Consider the following 24,376-nt stretch of genomic DNA (forward strand, 5'->3'; position numbering starts at 1 on the left):
CCGTGAGGAGTGGACTCGTCATGAGGGTCGTCGTCATGGGCTGTGGTCGTGTGGGGGCCGCGTTGTCCGTCGAGCTCGACGCAGCCGGCCACCAGGTCGTGGTGATCGACCGCGACCCGGCTGCGTTCGCCAGGTTGTCGGCGGAGTTCTCGGGAGGCACGGTGACGGGCCAGGGCTTCGACAAGACTGTGCTCACCGAGGCCGGGCTCGAGGGGGCCGACGCATTCGCCGCCGTGTCCTCCGGGGACAACTCGAACATCATCGCCGCGCGGGTGGCCCGGGAGACCTTCGGTGTCGAGCGGGTGATAGCGCGCATCTACGACGCGGGCCGGGCCGAGGTCTACGAACGACTGGGGATCCCGACCATCGCCACGGTTCCGTGGGCCACCGGTCGACTGGTCCGCTACATCACCGCCGGGTCGGGTCCCGTCGAGTGGCGCGACCAGACGGACTCCGTGTCCCTCGTCGCCGTCGACCCACCGGCGGCGTGGGTCGGGCTCCCGGTCGACCGGCTCGCCGCTGCGGTCGGAGGACGTGCCGCGGCCGTCACCCGCTTCGGCGAGAGCCGCCTCCCGGACGCTCGCACGCTCGTCCAGGCCGACGATGTCCTCCATATCATCGTGCCCTCGCAGACGGTCGCGGACCTGGACGACCTGATGCTGGAAGGACCCTCGGATGTCTGAGAACTCCGTCCCCGACTACGCCGACGGGTCGGGACTGCTCGCCGCTGCCCCGGCCCGGACCGTGTACTCCGCGACCATGAGGGTGGTGGTGGCCGGGGCCGGGGTCGTCGGACGGTCGATCGCACGCGAACTCGTGGCCGGTGGCCATTCCGTCACGCTGATCGACAAGCGCTCCACCGTGTTCTCGGCCGACCCCGTCGACGGGGCGGATCAACAGGTCGGCGACGCCTGCGAGCTCAGCGTCCTCGAACGGTTGGACCTGCAGGCGGCGGACGTGGTGGTGGCCGCCACGGGTGATGACAAGGCCAACCTGGTGGTGAGCCTGTTGGCCAAGACAGAATTCGCCGTCTCCCGGATCGTCGCCCGCGTCAACGATCCCCGCAACGAGTGGCTCTACGACGAGCGCTGGGGCGTCGACGTGGCGGTGTCGACGCCCCGGCTGATCGTCTCGGTCGTCGAGGAGGCGGTCTCCGTCGGGGACGTGGTCCGTCTGATGACCCTGCGCCGCGGAGGGGCGAACCTCGTGAGCGTGACGCTGCCGGACCAGACCCCGTTGGCGGGGCGGTCGGTGTCCCGCGTTCGGTTTCCCCGGGACGCCGCACTCGTCGCGATCCTGCGCGGCGGGCGGGTGATCGTCCCCGAACCCGACGTTCCGTTCGAGCCCGGCGACGAACTGCTCGTGGTGGCGCCGGAGGAGGTCGAGGCCGGTATCAGCGAGGTCGTCCTGGGCGGGTGACCGTCACCGCGATCTCCCGGCCGTAGTCCCATCCCGGGGCCAGGGGCAGGTCGTCACCGCTCCAGAAACGGCCCGGGTCGTACCAACTCGCCTCACCCGCAGGCAGGAGTACACCCATCGCCTCCAGGGTGACCCCCACGACCTCCGCGCAGTACGCCGCCTCCATACGCATCGCCGCACCGGCATCGGATCCCGAGCGGACGCTGCGACCCGTGACGCTCGGCCGCTTCCCGCGTGCCGCCCACCGTCCTCGTGCCCACCTCGCGGTGAGACGTCCCGCGGAGGGGAAGGACACCCCGTTCAACCGGGCGATCGACTCCAGTAGCGCGTCCTCGTGTTCCCCACCCACCTCCGGGGAGATCTGGCGGAACCACGCTCGTTGGCCGTACGGTCCGGCCCACTGCCGCACAGCCGACTCGAGGTCATGCAGCTGCACCCCGCGCTGGTGGCGACCCGTCCACACGTCCGGCAGCGCCCGTCCCATCTCGGCGTGCCACAGCAGCGGCGGCATGTCGTCCAGGACCACCGCGACGCCCACGTGGTTGACGGGCGCGTTCGTGAGGGTCTGGATCAACCGGTCCGCCGTGCTCCGGCCACGGAAGAGCCAGAGGTCCCCGGTGCGGGTGCGGTGCGCCGCGGCGGCCAGGGGGACGGTGTCGACGCTCATACCGCGATCCTGCCAGGCCGCCCGTGCGTACCCGCCTAGTCTCGGCCGTATGGCTCCCAGGGGACGACAGTGGCTCAAGGTGATCGGCGCGGCGGGTGCGGCGGGGGTGGCCGCCACGGGGATCCTGGCGGCCCGTTCCGAGCGGCGTCGGCGGTCCTACGAGCCCGATGAGGTGCGGGAGCGGCTGCACGAGCGCTACGCGAGGATCCAGAGTCGGCGGGACGGCGTCGTCGACTAGGGACCGCGCCGGTCGGAGCCCGGGGATGCGAGTCGATATCCTTGCGGAACCATGCCGTCGTCCTCCTCAGCCACCCCCGATCTCCGCCGAGCCCGAAACGAACTCTTCGCCCGTCTCGACGATGTCGGCACCCTCGACGCCCATCGTCTCCGGTCCCGGGTCCGGCGTGCCCGGGTGGACCAACTGGATGACCTCGGACGGAGGATCGACGAGGCGGCCGAGCGCGTGCGGCGCCGATCAGAGTCGATCCCCACCCCCCGCTACCCGGAACAGCTCCCGGTCAGCGCACGCAAGGACGAGATCGCCGAGGCGATCCGGGACAACCAGGTGGTGGTGATCGCCGGCGAGACGGGGTCGGGCAAGACCACCCAGATCCCCAAGATCTGCCTGGAACTCGGGCGCGGGGTCAAGGGCATGATCGGCCACACCCAGCCGAGGAGGTTGGCCGCCCGCTCCGTCGCCGAGCGGATCGCGGACGAGCTCGGGGTGGAGATCGGTGGCCCGGTCGGGTCCGCCGTCCGCTTCGACGACCGCACCAGCCCCGAGACCGCGGTCAAGCTCATGACCGACGGTGTGCTGCTCGCCGAGATCCGGCGTGACCGGCTGCTGCGGGCCTACGACACGATCATCATCGACGAGGCCCACGAACGCAGTCTCAACATCGACTTCCTGCTGGGTTATCTCAAGCAGATCCTGCCCCGTCGCCCGGACCTCAAACTCGTCATAACCTCCGCCACGATCGACCCGGACCGTTTCGCCCGTCACTTCGCCGGCGCGGAGGGGCGCCCGGCCCCGGTCATCGAGGTCTCGGGGCGCACTTATCCCGTGGAGGTCCGGTACCGGCCCCTTCAGGTCGTACACGCCGATCGCGTGGTCGACCTGGATCCCCTCGACGCGCTCGCCGACGCCGTTGCGGAGCTCCTACGCGAGGACGATGGTGACGTACTCGTGTTCCTCTCCGGTGAGCGTGAGATCCGCGACGCCGAGGAGGTGCTGCGGGGCCGGAAGTTCCCGGGCACCGAGATATTCCCGCTGTTCGCCCGCCTCACGGCAGCAGAACAGCAGCGCGCGTTCCGGGCCCATTCCACCCGGCGGGTGGTCCTGTCGACCAATATCGCCGAGACCTCGGTGACCGTGCCCGGCATCCGTTACGTCGTGGACACCGGCCTGGCGAGGATCTCCCGCTACTCCACCCGGACGAAGGTGCAGCGACTGCCCATCGAACCGGTGTCTCAGGCCTCCGCCGCGCAGCGCGCGGGACGCTGCGGCCGCGTCGCCGACGGGATCTGTATCCGCCTCTACTCCGAGGAGGACTTCGACTCGCGACCGGAGTTCACCGACCCGGAGATCCTGCGCACGAACCTCGCCTCGGTGATCCTGTCGATGGCGGATCTGGACCTGGGCCCCGTCGACGACTTCCCGTTCGTGGAACCCCCGGACCGCAAGGCCGTCCGGGACGGGCTCACCCTGCTCTCCGAACTCGGGGCGGTCAGGGTCGACGACGACGAGCGCCCTCACCTGACCGAGGTGGGCCGTGACATGGCGGCACTCCCCCTCGATCCCCGACTCGCCCGGATGGTGGTCGAGGGCCACCGCAACGGTTCGCTGTCGGACGTGCTGGTGGTGGTCGCCGCTCTGACGGTGCAGGACGTCCGCGAGCGTCCCGCGGAGGAGCGGGACAAGGCGGACCTGCTGCACCGCCGCTTCGCGGACAAGACCTCCGACTTCCTCGGATATCTCAATCTGTGGAGGTACATCACCGAGCAGCGCCGTGAGCTGTCCGGCAGCGCCTTCCGAAAGATGTGCAAGGCGGAGTATCTGCACTGGCTACGCATCCGAGAGTGGCAGGACCTCAACTCCCAGCTGCGGAGCATGTGCCGTGAACGAGGGTGGCATCCCGCGTCCGGACACGCTGCGGAGGACGACCTCCACAAGGCGGTCCTGACCGGTCTGCTCACCAATGTCGGTATGCGGGACGAGGAGACCCGCGAGTTCCGGGGCACTCGCGGCATCCGGTTCCAGGTGTTCCCCGGGTCGGACCTGTCCAGGAAGCCTCCCCGCTGGGTGATGGCATCCGAGCTCGTCGAGACGTCCCGGTTGTGGGCGCGTGATGTCGCCCGGATCGATCCGGGGTGGATCGAACAACTCGGGGGTCACCTCACCCGCACCCAGTACTCCGAACCGCACTGGTCGGACGCCCAGGGTGCGGCGATGGCGTATGAGAAGGTCCTGCTGCTGGGATTGACCGTGGTGGAGGCGCGGCGGATCCTGCTCTCCAGGGTCGACGCCCCGCTCGCCCGCGAGATGCTCGTCCGCCACGGAATCGTGGAAGGACGCCTAGATACCCGGGTCTCGGTCATCCGCGAGAACGCCGAGGCCGTGGAGCAGGCCCGTGAACTGGAGACGCGGAGCCGCCGTCGGGATCTGGTGATCGACGACGAGGCATTGGTGGCCTTCTATCTCGACCGCTTGCCCGAGGACATCACCTCCGGCCGGCATCTGGAGTCCTGGTGGAAGAAGCGTGGTCATCGCGACCAGGAGTCCCTCCGTCTCACCCCCGAGGACATACGCACCTCCGAGGCGGTGCCCGATGCCGCCGATTTCCCGCCTTTCTGGCGTCAGGGAGATCGGAATTTCGAACTGCGGTACGCGTTCGATCCGGGCGTCACCACCGACGGGATCACGGTGCGCATCCCGCTGCCGCAGCTGTCCTCGGTCACCACCGCCGGATTCGAATGGCTGGTGCCGGGGCTGCGGGAGGAGCTCTATACGGAAATGCTCCGCACGCTGCCCAAGTATCTGCGTCGACTGTGTTCTCCGCCCGCGGAGTTCGCGTCGCTGTTGGCAGGAGACGTCTCGCCCCGGTCCGCCCCGCTGTCCGTCGCGCTCGCGCGGGCGCTGTCTGCTCGGATCGGTACCTCGGTCGACCCGCGTGACTTCGATCAGAACCAGCTACCGGGCCATCTCCGGATGCGTTTCGAGGTGGTCGACGGGGACGAGGTCGTGGCCGCCGGAACGGATCTCGCGCAGTTGAGGACCCGGTTGGTGGACAGGGTACGGGCGACCCTCAACGCCCGTCTGGTACCCGACAAGGGGCCCTACCGGGAGTGGACATCCGACACCATCGGCGACCTCCCGCAGTCGGTCACCGGCTCGGTGGACGGTGTCGAGGTGACCGTCTACCCCGCCCTGCGTGTCGGTGGGGACGGAATTCACCTCGTGGCGTGCGCCACGGAGGACGAGCGTCGATCCACCCAGGCGTCGGCGGTGCTCACGCTGGTCTCGGGCGGCCTGGTCTCCGCGGCATCGATTCTGCGCGGCCGTCCGGTCCAGCAGCGACTCGCGCTCACCCAGTACCCGCACGGCGGGATGGAATCCCTGGTGTCGGACGCATCGCTCGCTGCGAGTGGGCGGATCATCGCCCGGCGAAAGGGCGCACCGGTTCTCACGGTCGCGGAGTTCCACGAACTCCAGGCCACTGCGCGGGCGGAGGTCCCCGGTGCGGTGGCGTCCGCGATCTCGTCGGCGGTTCCCGCGCTGATGGCCGCCCAGTCCGTGTCGGGCCGTCTGGCGGAGGCGCCGGCAGATGTCGCCGACGAGGTCCGTCCTTCACTGGACTTCCTCGTCGGGCGCGGATTCCTCGCCCGCCATCCCTCGGATGTGCTTCCACATCTGGAGCGACATGTGCGGGCGGTCGGCCTCCGGTTGGACCTCGCGGAGAAGTCACCCGCGCGGCACGGCAAACTCACGGCGAAGCTGAACCGCTCCGAGTCGATCGTCGAGGAGGCGTGCGCCGCGCTGCGACGGCGGCCGGGTGGCGCACGGGTGTGCCGGGACCTGCGGTGGATGCTCGCCGAGTACCGGGTGGGGTTGTTCGCGCAGTCACTGGGTACCGCACGGCCGGTATCGGCAGAGCGGATCGACAAGGCGGTGGCGTCTGCGCTCGCCCCGCGGTCGTCCCGATGACGCCGAGTGGTCAGCGGCTCGTGCGGCGCTCCCGGAGGGCGATGATCTCGCGTTCGAAGTCGTCGGCCGAGCTGAACTGCTTGTACACGGACGCGAACCGCAGGTAAGCGACCTCGTCCAGATCCTGCAGAGGGCCCAGGATGGCGAGCCCGATCTCGTGGGCGGGAACCTCGGACGCACCGCCGGATCGCACAGCGTCCTCGACCTGTTGGGCGAGGCGACGCAGAGCGTCCTCGTCAACCGATCGTCCCTGGCACGCGCGGCGGACACCTCGGACGACCTTGTCCCGACTGAACGCCTCGGTCACCCCGTTACGCTTGAGAACCGTCAGCAGAGGTGTCTCGAGCGTCGTGAACCGGTGTCCGCACCGGGGGCACTCCCGTCGACGCCGGATCGCCTGACCCTCGTCGACGGATCGTGAGTCGATTACCCGGGAGTCCTCGTGGTGGCATGTCGGGCAGTACATTCCCGTGGGGCCCTTCGTCGACCGGAGTTCACGCGTCCCGGATCGTGCCTGACGGAACGCGGGGGCGGTAGACCACCGCCCACGGTCCATTCTAGGAGGCCCGCTGCCCGGTCACGCGTAGGCGGGTCCACCGAGGAAGGCCACTGCGAGAAGCATGATCACGCCGAATGCGATCCCGCACGCCAGTAGTGCCCAGGCCGGCACGTCGTCGACGACCCCGGTGGACAGCGGTGCCTCGACGTGGCACGCCCGCACGCGGTCCGTGGAGACCGGGCGCACGAGCACACGGCGACCCGGGGCGACCGACGTGACGGCGGCCGGACGGGCGGCCACCCGCGGCCGGACGAGATTCTCCGCACGCGAGGACGTGACGGCGGGCCGACTGCCCTCCGGTCGGGCCAGGGTGCGTCGCGGCGCACGGGTGGACCGCACTGACGCGTCACCGGGCCGGTCGAGGTGCGCGACCCGTCCACGATGGTCGTCGGGGCAGACCTCGGTCCACCGCGCGGCCGGACGTGTGTGGGACTCAAGCGCGACAACGGTCATGGTGGCTCCCTACTCGATACGGTGTGCGATGTGGATTCGCACACCTGTATGTGTTTCTCAGTACATCTGTTCGAATCCGAACTCCCCTAGAGTTGTATCACGCGACTCCGACACAGTCACGATCCACCGAGGAATTTCTTCGAACACCTGTGTGGCGCGCCGCAGTCCTTGGCACTAGGGTGTAGACAGATCACAACGTCGAACATCCATTCGCCGAAGGGACCACACGAGATGCCGAAGCCCGATTTCGAGTCACTGACGGACCGACAGAAGAGCGTTCTGCTCCACATTCACGACACCGTCAAGGAGCGTGGTTATCCGCCGAGCATCCGCGAGATCGGGGACGCGGTCGGCTTGCAGTCCACGTCGTCGGTGGCGCATCAACTCCGCACGCTGGAGAAGAAGGGCTTCCTGACGCGGGATCCGCACAAGCCGCGGGCGGTCGACGTCCACGGTGTCCCGGGGCAGAAGTCACGGGGCCGTCGGTCACCTGCTCCGGAGCCCCAGCGTCCGGGCGGCGCGGTCGAACCCGTTTACGTCCCCGTGCTCGGCCGGATCGCGGCGGGCGGGCCCATCCTCGCGGAGCAAGCCGTCGAGGAGATCTTCCCCCTGCCGTCGGACCTCGTCGGATCAGGTGATCTGTTCATGCTCAAGGTCGTGGGCGAGTCGATGATCGACGCCGCCATCTGCGATGGCGACTACGTGGTGGTCAGGCGGCAGAACGTCGCGGACAACGGGGAGATCGTCGCCGCCATGATCGACGGGGAGGCGACGGTCAAGACTTTCCGGAACGACTCGAGCGGAGTCTGGTTGCTGCCCCACAATCCGTCGTTCAGCCCGATTCCGGGCGAGCACGCGACGATCCTCGGCAAGGTCGTGACAGTGTTCCGGAAACTCTAAGTCCCGGTTCGAACGACGCGCCGCCCGTCCCCGAAGGGGTCAGGCGGCGCCGTCATGTGGACCGCGGGCGGCGAACTCGTCCAGTTCGCCGGCCACGGACGCGGGCAGGCGGACCACCAGCCGGGTTCCGTCCTGGGTGTGTTCCTCCTCGACCACCGCGCCCTCGGCGTGGACCCGCGACACCACGTCCCCGCGGGAGTACGGGACGGACAGGGTCACCTCGGTGTCCCCGGAGGCGACGATCTGCGTGATTCGCTCGAGGAGTTCGTCGACACCCTGCCCGGTGACCGCCGAGACGAACACGGCGTCGGGCAGCGCGTGGTGCAACTCGGTGAGGACCACGGGATCCGCGGCGTCGATCTTGTTGATCACCAGGAGTTCCCGAGGCCGCTCCGCGTTCTGCTCCTCGACCACCTCGTTGATCACCTTGCGCACCGCCTCGATCTGGCGGAGCGGGAAGGCGTCCGAACCATCCACGACGTGGAGGAGCAACTCGGAGTCGACGACCTCTTCCAGTGTGGACCTGAACGCCTCGACCAACTGGGTCGGCAGGTGTCGGACGAATCCCACGGTGTCCGTGAAGACGACTGCTCTGCCGTCAGGCAACTCGGCCTTGCGCGTCGTCGGGTCGAGTGTGGCGAACAGGGCGTTCTGAACCAGGACGCCGGCTCCGGTGATCCTGTTGAGCAGGCTCGACTTCCCGGCGTTCGTGTAGCCGGCGATGGCGATGGACGGCACCGGAGTGGTACGCCGTCGGTGCCGTTTGGTGTCCCGGGCCTGCTTCATCCCCTTGATGTCCCGGCGCAGACGGGCCATCCGCTCGCGGATCCGACGCCGGTCGGTTTCGATCTTGGTCTCACCGGGGCCACGAAGACCGACGCCGCCGTTGCTCCCGGCACGACCGCCCGCCTGGCGGGACAGCGACTCGCCCCACCCACGCAGACGGGGGAGCATGTACTCCATCTGGGCGAGGGTCACCTGGGCCTTGCCCTCACGGCTGGTGGCGTGCTGTGCGAAGATGTCGAGGATCAGCGCGGTACGGTCGATGACCTTCACGTTGACCGCCTTCTCCAGCGCGAGCAACTGTCCAGGGGTGAGTTCGCCGTCGCAGATGACGGTGTCCGCGCCGGTCGCGGCGATCACGTCCTTGAGGACGCTGACCTTGCCCGACCCGATGTAGGTGGCGGCATCGGGCTTGTCACGCCGCTGGATGAGCGCGTCGCACACCTCCGATCCCGCGGTCTCGGCGAGCTGGGCGAGCTCGGCCATCGCGGCGTCCGCCTGCGCGGCGGACCCTTCGGTCCAGACACCGACGAGCACGACCCGTTCGAGTCGGAGCTGGCGGTACTCGGCGTCGTTGACGTCCTGGAGTTCGGTGGAGAGCCCCGCCACCCGGCGCATCGAGGATCTCTCCTCGAGCTGGAAATCACCGATGGACGGATCGAGGTCGCGTGTCGGCCGGTCAGCGGCCGTGTGATCAGTAGTCATTCGGGTTCATCTTCTCACACCGGGCCCCCGGTGTCCCGTGCGAGACGGTGTGCTACCGACCACGGTGGTAATGACCGCGGGCGACGAGTGTGGACGGCCCGGTGAGCGAGGACCCGGCCTCGGTGAGTGAGACCTCCACCTCGCCGCCGGGGACCACCACGACGACGTCGCCCGTCGCCTCCCCCGAGTCGGCCAGCGCGGCGACCGCGGTCGCGACGATTCCGGTTCCGCAGGACATGGTCTCCCCTGATCCCCGCTCGTGGACCCGCATGGAGACCCGACCGTCCACCATCGGGGTGGCGATCTCGATGTTGACGCCGTCGGGGAAGAAGTCCCGGTCATACACCGGGGCCTCCTGCACCGGCAGCCCGGCGAGGCCCGCGGCGTCCAGATCGGGGACCACACAGGCGAGGTGCGGATTGCCCATGTCGACGGCGAGTCCCGCGAAGGTCCGGCCACCGACCTCCGCCGAGGACAGACCCAGCAGACGCGGCTCCCCCATGTCCACCCGCACCACCGCGTCAACACCCGAGTGTGAGAGGACCTCGGCGGGGCGGGCCCCTGACCGCGTGCCCACCGGGATCGAGCCGGCCTCCGCTCTCCCGGTCGCGACGAGGGCGTGGGCGAAGACCCGGACCCCGTTGCCGCACATCTCCGCGATGGAACCATCGGCGTTGCGGTAGTCCATGAACCAGTCCGCACCGTCCACGCCGGGCGGCAGGGTCGCGAGCACGCCGCGGTCGACGAGGGCTCCGGCGGTCGCGATCCGCAGGACTCCGTCGGCGCCGATTCCGCCACGCCGATCGCACAGTGCTCGTACGAGGTACACGTCGAGGTCCAGGTCGGCCTGATCGTCCGGGAGGATCACGAAGTCGTTGAGGGTGCCGTGGCCCTTGAGGAAGGCGATACCGTCGGGCTGCGAGGCCTGGCGCGTCGAAGTCATGGCGAAATCGTACTCGCCGGCGGGGACCGTTCCGCACTGTGGAAATGTCGGATGATGCCGGACGGTACGCCCACTAGAGTCGACTTGGAGAACGGTCCCCTACCTCCAGGAGAGCATCGATGTCCGAACGCATCACTGTCGGCGGAATCCAGGTCGACGAGGTCCTGTACGACTTCGTCAACTCCCAGGCGATCCCGGGCACCGGGGTCGATCCCGACGCGTTCTGGGCGGGCGCCTCCGAGATCTTCACCGAGCTGGCCCCCCGCAATCGCGAACTGCTCGACACCCGCGACCGGTTGCAGTCCCAGATCGACGCCTGGCATCACGAGAACCCGGCGCCGATCGACCCGGGCGTCTACAAGGCGTTCCTGCAGGAGATCGGGTACCTGGTTCCCGAGCCCGAGTCCGTCTCCGTCACGACCGAGAACGTCGACGCGGAGATCGCCACGGTCGCCGGCCCGCAGCTCGTCGTGCCGGTCATGAACGCCCGGTTCGCGATCAACGCGGGTAACGCCCGCTGGGGTTCGCTCTACGACGCCCTCTACGGCACCGATGCGATCCCGGAGTCCGACGGCGCCGAGCAGGGCTCGGGGTACAACAAGGTCCGCGGCGACAAGGTCATCGACTGGGCCCGTGAGTTCCTCGACGACGCCGCACCGCTGGCGTCGGGCAGCCACGTGGGCTCCACGGCCTACGCCGTGGTCGACGGAGGCCTGCAGGTGACCGTGTCCGACGGGTCGAGCACCCGGTTGGCGGCCCCGGAGAAGTTCGTGGGCTACCTCGGCGAGCCCTCGAGCCCGTCCTCGGTCCTGCTGTGCAACAACGGTCTGCACATCGAGATCCAGATCGACCCGGACTCCCCCATCGGCTCGACCGACGGCGCCGGCGTCAAGGACGTCGTCCTGGAGTCCGCCGTCTCCACCATCATGGATTTCGAGGACTCGGTCGCCGCCGTCGACGCCGAGGACAAGACCCAGGGCTACAGCAACTGGCTGGGGCTCATGAAGGGAGACCTGTCCGAGGAGATCACCAAGGGCGACAAGACCTTCACCCGTGTCCTCAACGACGACCGGGTCTTCACCGCGCCCGACGGTTCGGGTGAGGTCCGTCTCCACGGCCGCTCGATGCTGTTCGTGCGTAACGTCGGCCACCTGATGACCAACCCGGCCGTGCTCGACGCGGACGGCAACGAGATGCCCGAGGGCATCCTCGACGCACTGGTCACCTCGCTCGCCGGCATGCACGGGATCGCCGAGGGCAACGAGCGCCGGAACAGCCGACACGGGTCGATCTACATCGTGAAGCCCAAGCAGCACGGGCCGGAGGAGGTCGCGTTCACCACCGAGCTGTTCGGTCGTGTCGAGAAGCTCCTCGGGCTGCCCGAGAACACCCTCAAGGTGGGCATCATGGATGAGGAGCGTCGCACCTCGGTCAACCTCGCCGCCTGCATCGCCGAGGCCACCGAACGAGTCGTGTTCATCAACACCGGCTTCCTCGACCGGACCGGCGACGAGATCCACACCTCCATGGAGGCCGGGCCGATGATCCGCAAGGGCGAGATGAAGGGCGCCCGGTGGATGAACGCCTACGAGGACTTCAACGTCGACACGGGTCTGGCGTGTGGCCTGCGTGGCCGTGCCCAGATCGGCAAGGGCATGTGGGCCAAGACCGACCTCATGGCCGAGATGCTCGCCGAGAAGATCGGCCAGCCCGAGGCCGGCGCCAACACCGCGTGGGTGCCCTCGCCGACCGGCGCCACGCTGCACGCCACCCACTACCACCGGGTCAACGTCATGACCCGGCAGGAAGAGCTGCTCGCCGGGGGTGCCCGCGCGAGTGTCGACGACATCCTCACCGTCCCGCTGGCCCCGTCCACGGACTGGACGGACGAGGAGAAGAAGGAAGAGGTCGACAACTCCTGCCAGACCATCCTCGGCTACGTCGTGCGGTGGGTCGAGCAGGGCATCGGCGTCTCGAAGGTGCCGGACATCCACGACGTCAACCTCATGGAGGACCGCGCCACCCTGCGGATCTCCTCGCAGATGCTGGCCAACTGGATCCGCCACGACATCATCACCGCCGACGACGTCGAGGACTCGCTGCGCCGGATGGCCGAGATCGTCGACAAGCAGAACGCCGGCGACGACGCCTACCGGAACATGGCACCGGACTTCGAGAAGTCCATCGCCTGGCAGGCGGCCCGGGAACTGATCCTCGAGGGCACCAAGCAGCCGTCGGGCTACACCGAGCCGATCCTGCATCGCCGTCGTCGCGAGTTCAAGGCCGCCAACGCGGGCTAGACCGGCGCCGGCCGACCCGCAGAATCCGCCACGTCCGCCCGACCTCCGATCCCGCGCCAGTGGGGCCGGTTCCGGGCGGGGGTGGCGGATTCTCCGCCCTCACGGCCGCGGGCGTCCTGCGCCCGGCCCGATGGCGTCCGGCGGGCGGGCGTGCTCGCCGGACGCGAGATCAGGGGACGAGCCCGGCCACGGCCGCACGCAGGATCGCGACGGCGGCGTCGCGGCGATCGCGCGTGAACCTGGCCTCGGGGCCGGATGCCGACACCGCGAAGGCGGCGTCCCCGGTACCCACCGCGATGGCGACGCAGCGGACGCCCTCCTCCTGCTCGGACTCATCGGTGGCGAACCCGGCCTGTCGCACCAGCCGCAGTTCGTCGATCAACCTGTCGGGCTCGACGATGGTCGAGTCGGTGAAGCGGCGCATGCCCGCCCTGTCGAGCATCCTGCGGACCTCGTCGTCGTCGTCGCCCGCGACCAGGGCCTTGCCCACCGCGGTGCAGTGCACGTCCACCCGTCGTCCCACCTCGGTGAACATCCGCATCGAGTGTGGGGACGGCACCTGGGCGAGGTAGACCACCCCGTCGCCCTCCCGGACGGCCAGGTTGGCGGTCTCCCCGGTGCCCTCGACCACGGCGGTGAGCACCGGCACGGCCCAGGACGCGGTGGCGCGTCCGGCGACGTCGCCGATCCGCTGGAGGCGCGGTCCGAGCAGGTAGTCGCGGCCCGCGTCGCGCCGGAGGTGACCGCTCTCCGCGAGCGTGCCGCACAGCCTGTGGACGGTGGCGGCCGCCAGGCCCGTGTCGGAGACCAGGTCCCCGAGGCTCGCCCGGCCCCCGCGGATGCTCAGCGCGTCGAGTAGGTCGAAGGCCCGGTCGACGGACTGGACCCGCGGGCGCCCGGGTCCGGGGCTGCTCACGGTCGGCCCTCCCCGAGGATCCCCAGCGCGGCCTCGAGCGGGCGGGGTGTGTGGGCGTCGCGTCCGTGGGTGTCGGTGTCGATCCACCGGATCCGGTGGTCCCGGCCGAACCATGACCGCTGGCGCCGGACGTAGCGGCGGGTCCCGATCACCGTCCGTTCCTCGGCGCGGGCCGCCCCGGCGTCGTCGATCCGCTGCTGTGCGTCCATCTCGTCGAGCACCTGGGCGTAACCGATCGCGCGTCGTGCGGTGACGCCCCGGAGCAGTCCGACTCCCACGAGCCGGCGGACCTCCGGGACGAGCCCGTCGGCGAACATCGCGGCCGTACGCGTCGTCAGCCTCTCGTCCAGTTCCGGCAGACCGCAGCGCAGGCCCAGCATGCGCGTGCCCCAGCGCGGTTCCCCGATCGTCGGTCGGGAGGCGGAGAAGGGCTTGCCGGTGAGTTCCACGACCTCCAATGCGCGCACGGTGCGCCTGGGGTCGCTGGGGAGGATGGTCTGCGCGGCCTCGGGGTCCACCACGGCGAGTTCGGCGTGCAGGGCCTGCACCCCGATCTGCTCGAGGCGACGTTCGTAGTGGGCGCGCACGTCCGGGTCCGTGTCCGGGATCGACCACCCGTCGACAAGCGCCTGGATGTACATCATCGACCCTCCGCACAGGATCGGCACGTGGCCGCGATCGCGGATCTCGGAGATCTCGCGTTCCGCCTCGGTGCGGAAGTCCGCGACGCTGGCGGTCTCGGTGACGTCCAGCACGTCGAGCCGGTGGTGCGGGATCCCGCGCCGCTGAGTCGGTGTCAGCTTGGCGGTGCCGATGTCCATGCCGCGGTACTGCTGCATGGCATCGCAGTTGACGATCTCACCGCCGAGTCGCTCGGCCAGGCCGAGCGCCAGCTCGGACTTTCCGGTCCCGGTCGGCCCCACCACGGCGACGGGGTTTCGCCCGGTCATGACGGTGCCCCGGGTTCGCCGGGCGTGGCGGCCGGCGCGTCGACGACCACCGTGGCATGCGCGGCGGCCTTCGGCGGCCACCACGCGCTGTGATACCCCACCCCGAATGGCGCCCAGGACAGGGCCTCGACAGCCGTGCGGTCCGCGACGAGGTCCGCCAGGACGCGCCACGCGGGCCGGCTCCACCAGCCGATCTCGTCGGCCACTCGCTCGCCGGGGTCGGGGAGCCCGCCCGAGGCGCGCAACCACCGGGCGAGCCGCCCGTCGAGCGCGATACCGCGGGGGTCTTCCGGTACGGGAGCACGCGGAGTGAGGGAGGCGGGGCCGTCGGCGACGACGACGACGAGGTCGTCCGACACCGGCGTGGGGGTGGGCTGCGCTCCCCCGGTCACGCCGACGAACCTCCTCGGGAGGTCGATACCCGCCAGGTCGAGCAGCCACCAGGCGATCAACGCCGGGTCGGGAACCGCAGCGTGCGGCGTCGGCGGGGCACCGGGCGGGCCCACGGGCACGTCGACCCCCCATCTGGAGAGCGAGGAGCGCATGTCCCCAAGACTTCTGCCCGCGTGGTCGGTCCCCAGGACGACGACCCGTGTCGCGCCGCGTCCGGCCCGGCGGAGCATCTCGCATATCGCGGCCACACCGCCCTCGGTCTCGGCCACCGCAGAGCCGGACAGCTCCGGCACGAGGACCGGCGCTCCGGGGACCAGGACGACAGAGGGGCTCACATCCGGAAACCCTACTGACCGCCCCCGACGCCGCGGAACGGACCCGTCCGGGGATGCCGCGGGGATACGGCGGGGATACGCCGGACACCCGGGCGGAGGTTGGTACACACTAGGAGGATGCCGTCTCCTCGAAACGGGGCGGCGAGGCGATGACCGGTGCGATCCCGGTGACGGTGCCGTGACACGCGGCAGAAGGAAACGAGGACGACATGACCGAGCAGTCACCCACCGCCCAGGGCGGATCGAGTCCGGGCGGATCGAGTTCGGGCGGAGCGACCCCGACCCCCGGTCCGAGGCCGGGTGCGCCATCCCCCGCCGCGTTGGCACGCAAGGTGGCACCGCGGCCGACCCCCGCGGGTACCCCGGGGGTCACGCGCGCCTCGGACCCCTCGCAGTGGGGTCGCGTCGACGAGTCGGGCGCGGTGTTCGTCAGGACCTCCGACGGTGAGCGTCAGGTCGGGTCGTGGCAGGCCGGCGCTCCCGAGGAGGGCCTCGCGCACTTCGGTCTGCGCTTCGATGACCTCGCCGCCGAGGTCGCCCTGCTCGAGACCCGTCTCGAGTCCCATCCGCAGGACGCCAGGAAGACCCGCGCCTCGGCGGAGACCCTGGCCGAACAGATCCCCACCGCCGCCGCCGTGGGCGATCTGGATTCTCTCACCGCGCGTGTGGCTGCGGTGATCGAGCGTTCCGGCGAGGTCGAGGCCGTGTCGAAGCAGCGCAAGGACGAGCAGCGTGCGGCCGCGATCGCGCGGAAGGAGGCGTTGGCGGACGAGGCCGAGGAGATCGGGGCGTCGTCGACTCAGTGGAAGTCCGCCGGGGACCGTCTGCGCGAGATCCTCGAGGAGTGGAAGATGATCCGGGGTATCGACCGCAAGACGGACGACGCCCTGTGGAAGAGGTTCTCCAAGGCCCGGGAGGCGTTCAACCGTCGCCGGGGCTCGCACTTCGCCGAACTGGACCGCAACCGCGCCTCGGTCAAGAAGGTCAAGGAGGACCTGGTGGAGCGGGCGGAGGCCCTGTCCGGATCCACCGACTGGAACGACACGGCCACGGCGTTCCGTCGTCTCATGGACGAGTGGAAGGCCGCCGGCCGGGCCCCGCGGGATGCCGATGAGGCCCTGTGGAAGCGGTTCAAGGCGGCCCAAGACACGTTCTTCGACGCCCGCCACGCCGCCGCTGCGGAACGGGACGCCGAGTTCGAGACCAACGCCCAGGCCAAGGAGGCCCTGCTCGCCGAGTACGAGGGCCGGATCGATCCTGCGGCCGACCTGGGCGCCGCCCGGTCCGCTCTTCGGCAACTGCAGTCGCGGTGGGAGGAGATCGGCAAGGTCCCGCGCGAGCGGATGGGTCAGTTGGAGGGGCGTATCCGGGCCCTGGAGAAGCGTGTCGCCGACGCGGCGGACACGGAATGGCGCCGTACCGACCCGGAGGCCAAGGCCCGCGCCGGCCAGTTCTGGGACAGGGTCCACGACTTCGAGGAGCAGGCCGCGAAGGCGGATGCTGCGGGCAAGAACAAAGACGCGGAGAGCGCCCGGGCGCAGGCCGCGCAGTGGAAGGAGTGGGCGGAGGCCGCCGAGAAGGCGGTCGACACCCGCTGACGCGCCCCACCGGCGGCTGCCCGCCGACGGGAAGCGAGTACCCGCCGACGAGAAGAGCCCGGCCCGTGACGACGGGGCCGGGCTCTTCTCGCGCCGGTCATCCCACCGTGCGTCGTCCGGGAGGTCGGTTCAGCGCCCGTCTCCGTGACGGGCGTTCTCCTCGAGGGTGATCTGCTCCGGGGTCCGCGCCCACAGCACGCTCGCCAGCGTGATGACCAGCGCGAACACGATGATCTCACTGAGGTAGAGGCCAATGCCGGGCCCGCCGAAGTCCTGCACATCAGGGTTGGGCCCGCGACCGGACTGGCGGAGCCAGATCGCCAACACGCCGTAGACGGCGGACACGCATGTCGCACTCCAGGCGATCCCGGCGGCCCACCACTTCTGGGTCATGATCATCGCTGCCCCGAACGCGATGGTGCCCACGGAGTACAGGAGCACGAACAGATGGGACGGCAGGGTCGTGTACTGCTCACGCGCCACGTCGGTGAAGAACAGGACGTCGAGTCCCCGCACCCCCTCGCTGTGCGGCAGGGCCAGGGCGACGGCCAACAGGACGATGAGGACGGCGGACGCCAGGTAGGCCCGCCCGATCACGAGGGTGCGCCCGAGGACGCGGTCACGGTCTCGCATCTCCGATTCCGCGTTCCGGGTGACTTCCATGATCCCCGCGATCGGATCGGGACGGTCGTCGGTGCTCACGTGGGGCATCCCTTCTCGGTGGTGACTGGGGCGCTGACGGTGTCGCGCCGGAGCGTGGGAAGTCCGAGCCCGACCCCGATGGGCGGGGTCTCGGGCTTGTGGCCCGCCGCGTGACGATCCCCGGCCCGGGTGGCCCGGTGGCTGAGCACTAGGTCATCGGCGAGCAGGTGGTGAGGGGCCGCTGCGGTGACGCGGGTGGTCACCACGTCGCCCGGACGCACCCGATCGGCGTGGTCGCCAATGGGTGCGAAGTGCACGAGCCGACCGTCGCGGGCCCGGCCCGTCATCCGTGCGGTGGCCGCGTCCTTGCGGCCTTCGTCGGCGGTCACGAGGAGTTCGACGACCCGCCCGACCTGCTTCCGGTTCTCCTCGAGGGTGATGCGCTCCTGGAGCTCGATCAGCCGCTCGTAGCGTTCCTGGACCACGGCCTTGGGGATCTGGTCCTCCATGGTGGCCGCGGGGGTCCCCGGGCGGGGCGAGTATTGGAAGGTGAACGCGCTGGAGAACCGGGCCTTCTCGACCACGTCGAGGGTGGCCTGGAAGTCCTCCTCGGTCTCACCGGGGAACCCGACGATGATGTCGGTGGTGATGGCCGCGTGCGGCATGGCCGCACGGACGCGTTCGATGATGCCGAGGAAGCGCTCGGACCGGTAGGAGCGTCGCATGGCGCGCAGGACGCGGTCGGACCCGGACTGCAGCGGCATGTGCAGTTGGGGGCAGACGGTCGGTGTGGAGGCCATGGCCTCGATCACGTCGTCGGTGAACTCCGCCGGGTGCGGCGAGGTGAAGCGGATCCGTTCGATCCCCTCGACCCGGCCGGCCGCCCGCAGCAGTGAGGCGAAGGCTCCCTTGTCGGAGGGCTCGTCGGGGTCGTGGAAGGACCGCCCGTAGGCGTTGACGTTCTGGCCGAGCAGCGTGACCTCGAGGACGCCCTCGTCGGCGAGCGCCTGCACCTCGGCCAGGACCTCGCCGGGCCGACGATCGACCTCTTTGCCGCGCAGGGACGGAACGATGCAGAACGTGCAGGTGTTGTTGCATCCCACGGACACCGAGACCCACCCGGCGTATGAGGATTCGCGGGTGGCCGGCAGGGTCGACGGGAAATGCTGCAGGGAGTCGGCGATCTCCACCTCGGCCCGCTCGTTGTGGCGGGAGCGGTCGAGGAGCGTCGGCAGGTGTCCGAGGTTGTGGGTGCCGAACACGACGTCGACCCACGGTGCGCGGGAGACGACGACGTCCTTGTCCTTCTGCGCGAGGCACCCCCCGACGGCGATCTGCAGGCGGGGGTTCGCGTCCTTCCACGGCCGCAGGTGACCGAGGGTGCCGTAGAGCCGGTTGTCGGCGTTCTCCCGGACCGCGCAGGTGTTGAACACGACCAGATCGGGAAGGTGACCTCCGGCCGGGTCGGCGTCGCCCTCGAAGGGCACGTACCCCGCGGCGTCGAGGACCCCGGCGAGACGCTCGGAGTCATGGACGTTCATCTGACATCCGAAGGTGCGAACCTGGTAGGTCCGGCGGGCGTCGCCCTCGGCATGCGCTTCCTGCGCCGCCGCCTGCAGGTCGGTCACGAGAGTATCCACGCAGGCCAGGGTACTCAGGGCGATGCGTGGGCCGCCAATTCGGCGTCCACGACTTTCACCGCCAACCCCGTCGGATAACCCCGCCGGGCCAGGAAGGCGATGAGCCTGCGCCGCTCGCCCTGCACGTCCGGCCCGGACAGTGCGGCGCGCGGCCGGCGATCCAGCCGACCGCGTACCAGTTCGGCGGCCTGCCGACGGTCATCCGACTCGTCGATCTCGCCGACAGCCCGGGCGATGTGCGCCTCCGCCACGCCCTTGTCCCGCAGCTCGCGCTCGAGGGCGCCGCGCGAACGGCCACGGCGTCTCCTACGGCCACGTACCCACTCCTCGGCGAAGTCGGCATCGTCGACCAGTCCCCACGCCCTGACCCTGCCGAGCGCCTCGTCGACGGCCTCCGCGGCGTACTCCTTGTCGAGCAGCCGCTCGCGCAACTCGTGCTCACTGCGCGGCCGGTAGCGCAGTAGTCGGAGCGCGGCGTTCGCGGCCTCGTGTGCTTCGGGGGCCAGGGGCGGAAGGTCCGAGGACCCGGAGGGCCTGGCCTCCACCGCGGCGATCGCCGTACGGAGTTCCTCCGCCCTGGGCGCCCCGGCGCCGCGGGGCCCGCGGGTGTCCCTGCCCGACATCAGAACTCGACGGGCACCACGTCGATCGGCGCGTCCTCGTCGGACTCCGCCTCGATCTCGGCGATCTCCGCCCCCGCGCCGATATTGAGCTTGTCCAGGATCTTGCGCTCGATCTCGTCCCGCACCGACGGGTTCTCCTTGAGGTACCGACGGGCGTTCTCCTTGCCCTGGCCCAACTGGTCCGGTCCGTAGGTGAACCAGGACCCCGACTTCTTGATGAAGCCGTTGTCCACGCCCATGTCGATGAGCGAGCCCTCGCGGCTGATCCCCTCGCCGTAGAGGATGTCGAACTCCGCGATCTTGAACGGCGGCGCGACCTTGTTCTTGACGACCTTGCACTTGGTGCGGTTACCGACCGCGTCGGCACCGTCCTTGAGCGTCTCGATACGGCGCACGTCCAACCGCACCGACGCGTAGAACTTCAGCGCCTTACCGCCAGTGGTGGTCTCCGGCGAGCCGAACATGACGCCGATCTTCTCGCGCAGCTGGTTGATGAAGATGGCGGTGGTGCCGGTGTTGTGCAGCGCGCCCGTCATCTTCCGCAGGGCCTGGCTCATGAGTCGCGCCTGCAGGCCGACGTGGCTGTCGCCCATCTCCCCCTCGATCTCGGCACGCGGGACGAGCGCCGCCACGGAGTCGACCACCAGGATGTCGATCGACCCGGAGCGGACCAGCATGTCCGCGATCTCGAGGGCCTGCTCACCCGTGTCCGGCTGGGAGACGATGAGGTTGTCCGTGTCCACGCCGAGCTTGCGGGCGTACTCCGGATCCAGGGCGTGCTCCGCGTCGATGAACGCCGCGATCCCGCCGGCCGCCTGCGCGTTGGCCACGGCGTGCAACGCGACCGTGGTCTTACCCGAGGACTCCGGCCCGTAGATCTCCACGACGCGCCCCCGGGGGAAGCCGCCCACGCCCAGTGCCACGTCGAGGGACAGTGCCCCGGTCGGGATGACCTGGACCGGCGGCCGGTTGTCGTCACCCAACCGCATGACCGAGCCCTTGCCGTAGGCCTTGTCGATCTGCGCGAGGGCCAGTTCCAGCGCCTGTTCGCGATTCTGGGCCACGCCCGTCTTGGTCCCCGACTTCGCGGTGGTCTTGGGTGCCATGGTGCTCTCCGTTCCTGCGCGACCCCCGGCGTCCGGCCGATCGGTCTGGGTGGTGATTCAGTTGCGGACGTTACGGGCCGGGTACGACACGAACGTCTCGCGCGAACCCGGCGACCGCTTTCCTGTGGAGGAAGGGCGCCCTGTGGACGGGGCGAACCGTCATCACGTGGCACCCAGTGTAGGCGAACGGGTGTTCGAGGTCGACCGACACGCCGCGGACGGAGCGCTAGTGCAGCTGTTCGGGTACCTCGAACTCGGCGCACAACGCCAACCACACTCGCTTGACGGGGAGGCCGGCGTCGATCGCCTCGAGGGCGGTCCTCCCGCCACACTCCGCCAGATGGTGCGATCTGGTCAGACTGTCGGCGCGGAGTTCACCGAAGGCCTCCACGGTGCGTGCGCGGAACTCGGTCAGGGTCACGTCTCGCCCTCCCCTACGGACGACGACGGGCCGCCGGCGTGGTCGCCGACGGCCCGTTGCCGCGAGATCACTGCTGTTCGGTCTGCGCCTGCTGCTGCTGCTGCGGCGCCGGCTCGGACTGGCCCTGGCCGAGCTGGCCGGTGGCACCGGTACCGGACCCGAGTTGGCCGCCCTCCGCCATCGACGCGCGGATCTGCTCGAGGCGGCTGTGGCCGGCCATCTGGGTCGAGGCCTGCTCGACCTCGAGCATGCGACCCTGCACCGAGTTCTGTGCGAGTTCCGCCGAGCCCAGGGCGTTGGCGTACCGACGCTCGATCTTGTCGCGGACCTGGTCGAGGTTCGGGGTGTTGCCGCCCGAGGACAGCTCCGACATCGACTGCAGGGAGGCGCTGACCTGCTCCTGCATCTTGGCCTGCTCCAGCTGACTGAGCAGCTTGGTGCGCTCGGCCACGCGCTGCTGGAGGACCATCGCGTTCTGCTCGACGGCCTTCTTGGCCTGGGCGGCGGCCTGGAGCGACTGGTCGTGCAGGCCCTTGAGGTCTTCCACACTCTGCTCGGCCGTGACCAGTTGGGCCGCGAACGCCTCCGCGGCGTTCTCGTATTCGGTGGCCTTGGCCGCGTCACCCTTCTGGCGCGCCTGCTCCGACATCTGCAATGCCTGCCTGGTGGAGCCCTGGAGCTTTTCGATCTCCGCGAGCTGCCGGTTGAGCTTCATCTCCAGCTGGCGCTGGTTGCCGATGACCGCCGCAGCCTGCTGCGAGAGCTGCTGGTGCTGACGCTGCGCGTCAGCGATCGCCTGCTGGATCTGGACCTTGGGGTCGGCCTTCTCGTCGATCTTCGAATCGAACAACGCCATGAGGTAGCGCCATGCCTTGGTAAACGGATTGGCCATCGCTGCGTAGTGTCCTTCTGCCGATTCGGACGACGGGTCTGTTCAACGGTACCGAACAACGCACGGTTGCGACCACCGGGCGTGACGGGCGCGCGGTCAGGCCGCGAGCACCGGCTCGGTGAACGTGCCCGGAGGGGAGACCTCGAGGGCGGCGCGGATGAGGATCTCGCCCAGGGAGACGTCGAGCGCCCCGGAGATGGAGGCCAGCAGTTCGCTGGAGGCCTCCTTGCGGCCGCGCTCGATCTCCGAGAGGTAACCGGGGCTCACGCGGGCGGCGTCGGCCACGTCCCGCAGGGTCCGACCGGATTCCCCGCGCAGCCCGCGCAGGACCGTCCCGAGCGTCTCGCGTAGCAGAGGGGCACCGCCGGGCTGGTCCGGTCTGGGCAGGGTGGTCATCTGGATGTTCGGCATCACGGGGTACAACGCATCACGACCCGGATTCGTTCCCGTCGTCGTCGTCACCGGTCCCCTCCCCCGTCGCCGCGGCGATGACCAGTTCCAGCGCCGCCGCGCACGCCGCCGTACGGATACGGCTCCGGTCACCGGTCAACGCGAGCGGCACGGACCAGGGCTCCATGCCGGGAACCGTCAGCCCGACGTGGACCGTCCCCACCGGCCTGCCCTCCTGGGGCTCGGGCCCCGCCACCCCCGTCAGGCCCACGCCGACGTCGGCGCCGCAGCGCAACGCCGCACCGCGCGCGAGTGCGCGGGCGGTCTCCGGGGACACCGCCCCGTGCCGCTCCAGGACCTCGGTCGGCACCCCGGCGAGCTCGTGCTTGAGGTCCGTGGCGTAGACGATCAACCCGCCGCGGAGCACCGCACTGGCGCCCGGCACCTCGGCCACGGTGGCCGCGAGCAGCCCGGCCGTGAGGGACTCGGCCGTGGCCAGGGTCCATCCGCGGTCCCGCAGTGCGGTGACGGCGGCGGCCGCCGGCGGGGACACGGCGACGGAGGGATCCACGGGGGTCAGTCCGCGGTGCGTGCGGCCCGGCGGGCCTTGACCAGGTAATCGATGCCGGTGAAGACGGTGAGCACCACGGCCGCACCGACGACGATCCACTCCACCGGCCACACCCAGTGCGGCAGCGGCAGGATGAGCATTCCCATGCCGACCGTCTGTGTGACGGTCTTGAGCTTGCCGCCCCTGCTCGCGGCCACGACGTAGTCCACCCCGAACAGGCGCCACAGCGTGATGCCCACCTCGCGGACCAGGATCACCACGGTCACCCACCAGAACAGCTCGTCCACCAGTGAGAGCGAGATGAGCGCGGCGGCGATGAGCGCCTTGTCGGCGATCGGGTCCGCGATCTTGCCGAAGTCGGTGACCAGCCCCAGCTTGCGGGCCAGGTGACCGTCGACGTAGTCGGTGAACATCGCCACGGCGAAGACGACGAACGCCCCCACCCGCCACCAGGGATCCTGGGCGTCGGCGACGAAGAACAGGACCACGAAGACGGGGACCAGGAGGATCCTCACCACCGTGAGCACGTTGGCGATGTTGAGGACGGGGACCTCGTCGGTCCGGCGCCCGTTCTCGCGCGTGGAAGCAGTCACCCCCTCACCTTAGCGAGGACGGCGGGAATACCCTTGGTCGCGACGCACCCCCGACCCCGATCCCAGGAGATCCACGATGCCGCTCTTCGTCGTCACCTACCGCTACTCCGATGCCCAGACCGAGGAGCGGGAGGCCAACAAGCCCGCCCACCGCGAGTGGCTGTCCGCCCGCGTAGACGACGGGTCCGTCCGGTCCGTGGGACCGTTCGTCGACGGATCCGGGGCGTTGCTGGTGGTGGAGGCCGACGACGACGAGGCCGCACGATCGCTCGTGGGAGACGACCCCCACTGCCTGCGCGGAATGGTCTCGGAGATCACGGTCCGGGAGTGGACGCCGGTCTTCGGCGCCCTCGCCTGACGCACACCCTGCCCG

Annotated in this window: 25 protein-coding genes; 8 read left to right on the plus strand and 17 right to left on the minus strand. The window is 69.9% G+C overall.

Features of this window, described 5'->3' with window-relative positions; translation table 11 throughout:
• The first annotated feature begins 20 nt into the window (after window positions 1-20).
• Together AB5G72_RS09205 and AB5G72_RS09210 are read left to right on the plus strand one after the other, a co-directional pair.
• Complete coding sequence (locus AB5G72_RS09205; protein WP_163375842.1) at window positions 21-683, plus strand: potassium channel family protein; 663 nt, start codon at window positions 21-23, stop codon at window positions 681-683.
• 76 nt (window positions 684-759) lie between these two features.
• On the plus strand, window positions 760-1,419 hold the full coding sequence (locus AB5G72_RS09210; protein WP_120284311.1) for a potassium channel family protein: 660 nt from the start codon (window positions 760-762) through the stop codon (window positions 1,417-1,419).
• On the opposite strand, the gene AB5G72_RS09215 is transcribed toward AB5G72_RS09210, so the two are convergent.
• Window positions 1,394-2,086 (minus strand): hypothetical protein, encoded by a 693-nt coding sequence (locus AB5G72_RS09215; protein ID WP_440219718.1) that lies wholly within the window; start codon window positions 2,084-2,086, stop codon window positions 1,394-1,396. The genes AB5G72_RS09210 and AB5G72_RS09215 overlap by 26 nt on opposite strands.
• Window positions 2,087-2,135: 49 nt before the next feature.
• Between AB5G72_RS09215 and AB5G72_RS09220 the strand changes: the two genes are divergently transcribed.
• The gene (locus tag AB5G72_RS09220) at window positions 2,136-2,324 is read left to right on the plus strand and encodes a hypothetical protein (protein ID WP_067717794.1); all 189 of its coding nucleotides are present in this window, start codon (window positions 2,136-2,138) and stop codon (window positions 2,322-2,324) included.
• A gap of 51 nt (window positions 2,325-2,375) precedes the next feature.
• Window positions 2,376-6,290 carry an ATP-dependent RNA helicase HrpA gene (gene hrpA / locus AB5G72_RS09225; RefSeq protein WP_440219719.1) on the plus strand — a complete coding sequence of 1,305 codons (3,915 nt, stop codon included), beginning with the start codon at window positions 2,376-2,378 and terminating at the stop codon, window positions 6,288-6,290.
• A gap of 10 nt (window positions 6,291-6,300) precedes the next feature.
• On the opposite strand, the gene nrdR is transcribed toward hrpA, so the two are convergent.
• Both nrdR and AB5G72_RS09235 read right to left on the minus strand, forming a co-directional pair.
• A complete protein-coding gene (gene nrdR, locus AB5G72_RS09230) occupies window positions 6,301-6,756 on the minus strand; it encodes a transcriptional regulator NrdR (RefSeq protein ID WP_119192964.1) in 456 nt (151 codons plus the stop codon).
• 111 nt (window positions 6,757-6,867) lie between these two features.
• The gene (locus AB5G72_RS09235) at window positions 6,868-7,302 is read right to left on the minus strand and encodes a hypothetical protein (RefSeq protein WP_185950455.1); all 435 of its coding nucleotides are present in this window, start codon (window positions 7,300-7,302) and stop codon (window positions 6,868-6,870) included.
• Between the two features lie 189 nt (window positions 7,303-7,491).
• Between AB5G72_RS09235 and lexA the strand changes: the two genes are divergently transcribed.
• On the plus strand, window positions 7,492-8,202 hold the full coding sequence (lexA, locus tag AB5G72_RS09240) for a transcriptional repressor LexA (protein ID WP_372509910.1): 711 nt from the start codon (window positions 7,492-7,494) through the stop codon (window positions 8,200-8,202).
• 39 nt (window positions 8,203-8,241) lie between these two features.
• Here lexA and hflX read toward each other — a convergent pair whose 3' ends face one another.
• Both hflX and dapF read right to left on the minus strand, forming a co-directional pair.
• The gene (gene hflX / locus AB5G72_RS09245; RefSeq protein WP_120283417.1) at window positions 8,242-9,690 is read right to left on the minus strand and encodes a GTPase HflX; all 1,449 of its coding nucleotides are present in this window, start codon (window positions 9,688-9,690) and stop codon (window positions 8,242-8,244) included.
• Window positions 9,691-9,742: 52 nt separating this feature from the next.
• On the minus strand, window positions 9,743-10,633 hold the full coding sequence (gene dapF, locus AB5G72_RS09250; protein ID WP_182645992.1) for a diaminopimelate epimerase: 891 nt from the start codon (window positions 10,631-10,633) through the stop codon (window positions 9,743-9,745).
• Window positions 10,634-10,752: 119 nt separating this feature from the next.
• On the opposite strand from dapF, the gene AB5G72_RS09255 reads away from it, so the two are divergent.
• A complete protein-coding gene (locus AB5G72_RS09255) occupies window positions 10,753-12,933 on the plus strand; it encodes a malate synthase G (RefSeq protein ID WP_120283419.1) in 2,181 nt (726 codons plus the stop codon).
• A gap of 169 nt (window positions 12,934-13,102) precedes the next feature.
• Here the strand turns inward: AB5G72_RS09255 and AB5G72_RS09260 are convergent, their stop codons facing one another.
• The 3 genes from AB5G72_RS09260 to AB5G72_RS09270 are packed head-to-tail and all read right to left on the minus strand — an operon-like array spanning window position 13,103 to window position 15,527.
• Window positions 13,103-13,849 (minus strand): IclR family transcriptional regulator, encoded by a 747-nt coding sequence (locus AB5G72_RS09260; RefSeq protein ID WP_185950453.1) that lies wholly within the window; start codon window positions 13,847-13,849, stop codon window positions 13,103-13,105.
• Entirely contained in the window at window positions 13,846-14,799 is a 954-nt protein-coding gene (miaA, locus tag AB5G72_RS09265) for a tRNA (adenosine(37)-N6)-dimethylallyltransferase MiaA (RefSeq protein ID WP_440219720.1), read from the minus strand. Before miaA ends, AB5G72_RS09260 begins: the two co-directional genes overlap by 4 nt.
• Window positions 14,796-15,527, minus strand: a complete 732-nt coding sequence (locus AB5G72_RS09270; protein ID WP_440219721.1) for a hypothetical protein — start codon at window positions 15,525-15,527, stop codon at window positions 14,796-14,798. The genes miaA and AB5G72_RS09270 overlap by 4 nt, the downstream gene beginning before the upstream one ends.
• A 209-nt stretch (window positions 15,528-15,736) precedes the next feature.
• Here AB5G72_RS09270 and AB5G72_RS09275 point away from each other — a divergent pair, with 209 nt between their 5' ends.
• The gene (locus AB5G72_RS09275; RefSeq protein WP_440219722.1) at window positions 15,737-17,125 is read left to right on the plus strand and encodes a DUF349 domain-containing protein; all 1,389 of its coding nucleotides are present in this window, start codon (window positions 15,737-15,739) and stop codon (window positions 17,123-17,125) included.
• 129 nt (window positions 17,126-17,254) lie between these two features.
• On the opposite strand, the gene AB5G72_RS09280 is transcribed toward AB5G72_RS09275, so the two are convergent.
• The 9 genes from AB5G72_RS09280 to pgsA form a co-directional block, all read right to left on the minus strand.
• Window positions 17,255-17,836, minus strand: a complete 582-nt coding sequence (locus tag AB5G72_RS09280; RefSeq protein ID WP_120283427.1) for an Rv2732c family membrane protein — start codon at window positions 17,834-17,836, stop codon at window positions 17,255-17,257.
• Window positions 17,824-19,395: a tRNA (N6-isopentenyl adenosine(37)-C2)-methylthiotransferase MiaB gene (miaB, locus tag AB5G72_RS09285; RefSeq protein ID WP_440221485.1), complete on the minus strand. Its 1,572-nt coding sequence runs from the start codon at window positions 19,393-19,395 to the stop codon at window positions 17,824-17,826. Before miaB ends, AB5G72_RS09280 begins: the two co-directional genes overlap by 13 nt.
• 26 nt (window positions 19,396-19,421) lie before the next feature.
• Window positions 19,422-20,030, minus strand: a complete 609-nt coding sequence (locus AB5G72_RS09290; protein ID WP_120283431.1) for a regulatory protein RecX — start codon at window positions 20,028-20,030, stop codon at window positions 19,422-19,424.
• On the minus strand, window positions 20,030-21,136 hold the full coding sequence (gene recA / locus AB5G72_RS09295) for a recombinase RecA (protein WP_120283433.1): 1,107 nt from the start codon (window positions 21,134-21,136) through the stop codon (window positions 20,030-20,032). Before recA ends, AB5G72_RS09290 begins: the two co-directional genes overlap by 1 nt.
• A 226-nt stretch (window positions 21,137-21,362) precedes the next feature.
• A complete protein-coding gene (locus AB5G72_RS09300) occupies window positions 21,363-21,557 on the minus strand; it encodes a DUF3046 domain-containing protein (protein ID WP_067717747.1) in 195 nt (64 codons plus the stop codon).
• A 67-nt stretch (window positions 21,558-21,624) separates the two neighbouring features.
• Entirely contained in the window at window positions 21,625-22,449 is an 825-nt protein-coding gene (locus tag AB5G72_RS09305; protein ID WP_120283435.1) for a PspA/IM30 family protein, read from the minus strand.
• Between the two features lie 96 nt (window positions 22,450-22,545).
• The gene (locus tag AB5G72_RS09310) at window positions 22,546-22,860 is read right to left on the minus strand and encodes a helix-turn-helix domain-containing protein (protein WP_067717740.1); all 315 of its coding nucleotides are present in this window, start codon (window positions 22,858-22,860) and stop codon (window positions 22,546-22,548) included.
• 16 nt (window positions 22,861-22,876) lie between these two features.
• The gene (locus tag AB5G72_RS09315; protein WP_440219723.1) at window positions 22,877-23,410 is read right to left on the minus strand and encodes a CinA family protein; all 534 of its coding nucleotides are present in this window, start codon (window positions 23,408-23,410) and stop codon (window positions 22,877-22,879) included.
• Window positions 23,411-23,415: 5 nt separating this feature from the next.
• Window positions 23,416-24,003 (minus strand): CDP-diacylglycerol--glycerol-3-phosphate 3-phosphatidyltransferase, encoded by a 588-nt coding sequence (pgsA, locus tag AB5G72_RS09320; protein WP_069389095.1) that lies wholly within the window; start codon window positions 24,001-24,003, stop codon window positions 23,416-23,418.
• A 76-nt stretch (window positions 24,004-24,079) separates the two neighbouring features.
• Here pgsA and AB5G72_RS09325 point away from each other — a divergent pair, with 76 nt between their 5' ends.
• Window positions 24,080-24,361 (plus strand): YciI family protein, encoded by a 282-nt coding sequence (locus AB5G72_RS09325; protein WP_069389096.1) that lies wholly within the window; start codon window positions 24,080-24,082, stop codon window positions 24,359-24,361.
• Window positions 24,362-24,376: the final 15 nt, after the last annotated feature.

Origin of the sequence: Dietzia sp. MNB45 (assembly GCF_051994785.1) — a bacterium.
Lineage (GTDB): Bacteria > Actinomycetota > Actinomycetes > Mycobacteriales > Mycobacteriaceae > Dietzia > Dietzia kunjamensis.

Bases quoted from the DNA above. Each gene is read 5' to 3' on its own strand.
- AB5G72_RS09210 (WP_120284311.1), top strand. From the start codon at position 760: ATGAGGGTGGTGGTGGCCGGGGCCGGGGTCGTCGGACGGTCGATCGCA.
- hrpA (WP_440219719.1), top strand. From the start codon at position 2,376: ATGCCGTCGTCCTCCTCAGCCACCCCCGATCTCCGCCGAGCCCGAAAC.
- miaA (WP_440219720.1), bottom strand. From the start codon at position 14,799: ATGACCGGGCGAAACCCCGTCGCCGTGGTGGGGCCGACCGGGACCGGA.
- AB5G72_RS09305 (WP_120283435.1), bottom strand. From the start codon at position 22,449: ATGGCCAATCCGTTTACCAAGGCATGGCGCTACCTCATGGCGTTGTTC.
- AB5G72_RS09255 (WP_120283419.1), top strand. From the start codon at position 10,753: ATGTCCGAACGCATCACTGTCGGCGGAATCCAGGTCGACGAGGTCCTG.
- AB5G72_RS09275 (WP_440219722.1), top strand. From the start codon at position 15,737: ATGACCGAGCAGTCACCCACCGCCCAGGGCGGATCGAGTCCGGGCGGA.
- AB5G72_RS09205 (WP_163375842.1), top strand. From the start codon at position 21: ATGAGGGTCGTCGTCATGGGCTGTGGTCGTGTGGGGGCCGCGTTGTCC.
- AB5G72_RS09290 (WP_120283431.1), bottom strand. From the start codon at position 20,030: ATGTCGGGCAGGGACACCCGCGGGCCCCGCGGCGCCGGGGCGCCCAGG.
- AB5G72_RS09325 (WP_069389096.1), top strand. From the start codon at position 24,080: ATGCCGCTCTTCGTCGTCACCTACCGCTACTCCGATGCCCAGACCGAG.
- dapF (WP_182645992.1), bottom strand. From the start codon at position 10,633: ATGACTTCGACGCGCCAGGCCTCGCAGCCCGACGGTATCGCCTTCCTC.
- AB5G72_RS09215 (WP_440219718.1), bottom strand. From the start codon at position 2,086: ATGAGCGTCGACACCGTCCCCCTGGCCGCCGCGGCGCACCGCACCCGC.
- recA (WP_120283433.1), bottom strand. From the start codon at position 21,136: ATGGCACCCAAGACCACCGCGAAGTCGGGGACCAAGACGGGCGTGGCC.
- AB5G72_RS09235 (WP_185950455.1), bottom strand. From the start codon at position 7,302: ATGACCGTTGTCGCGCTTGAGTCCCACACACGTCCGGCCGCGCGGTGG.
- hflX (WP_120283417.1), bottom strand. From the start codon at position 9,690: ATGACTACTGATCACACGGCCGCTGACCGGCCGACACGCGACCTCGAT.
- AB5G72_RS09280 (WP_120283427.1), bottom strand. From the start codon at position 17,836: ATGCCCCACGTGAGCACCGACGACCGTCCCGATCCGATCGCGGGGATC.
- AB5G72_RS09220 (WP_067717794.1), top strand. From the start codon at position 2,136: ATGGCTCCCAGGGGACGACAGTGGCTCAAGGTGATCGGCGCGGCGGGT.
- AB5G72_RS09310 (WP_067717740.1), bottom strand. From the start codon at position 22,860: ATGCCGAACATCCAGATGACCACCCTGCCCAGACCGGACCAGCCCGGC.
- nrdR (WP_119192964.1), bottom strand. From the start codon at position 6,756: ATGTACTGCCCGACATGCCACCACGAGGACTCCCGGGTAATCGACTCA.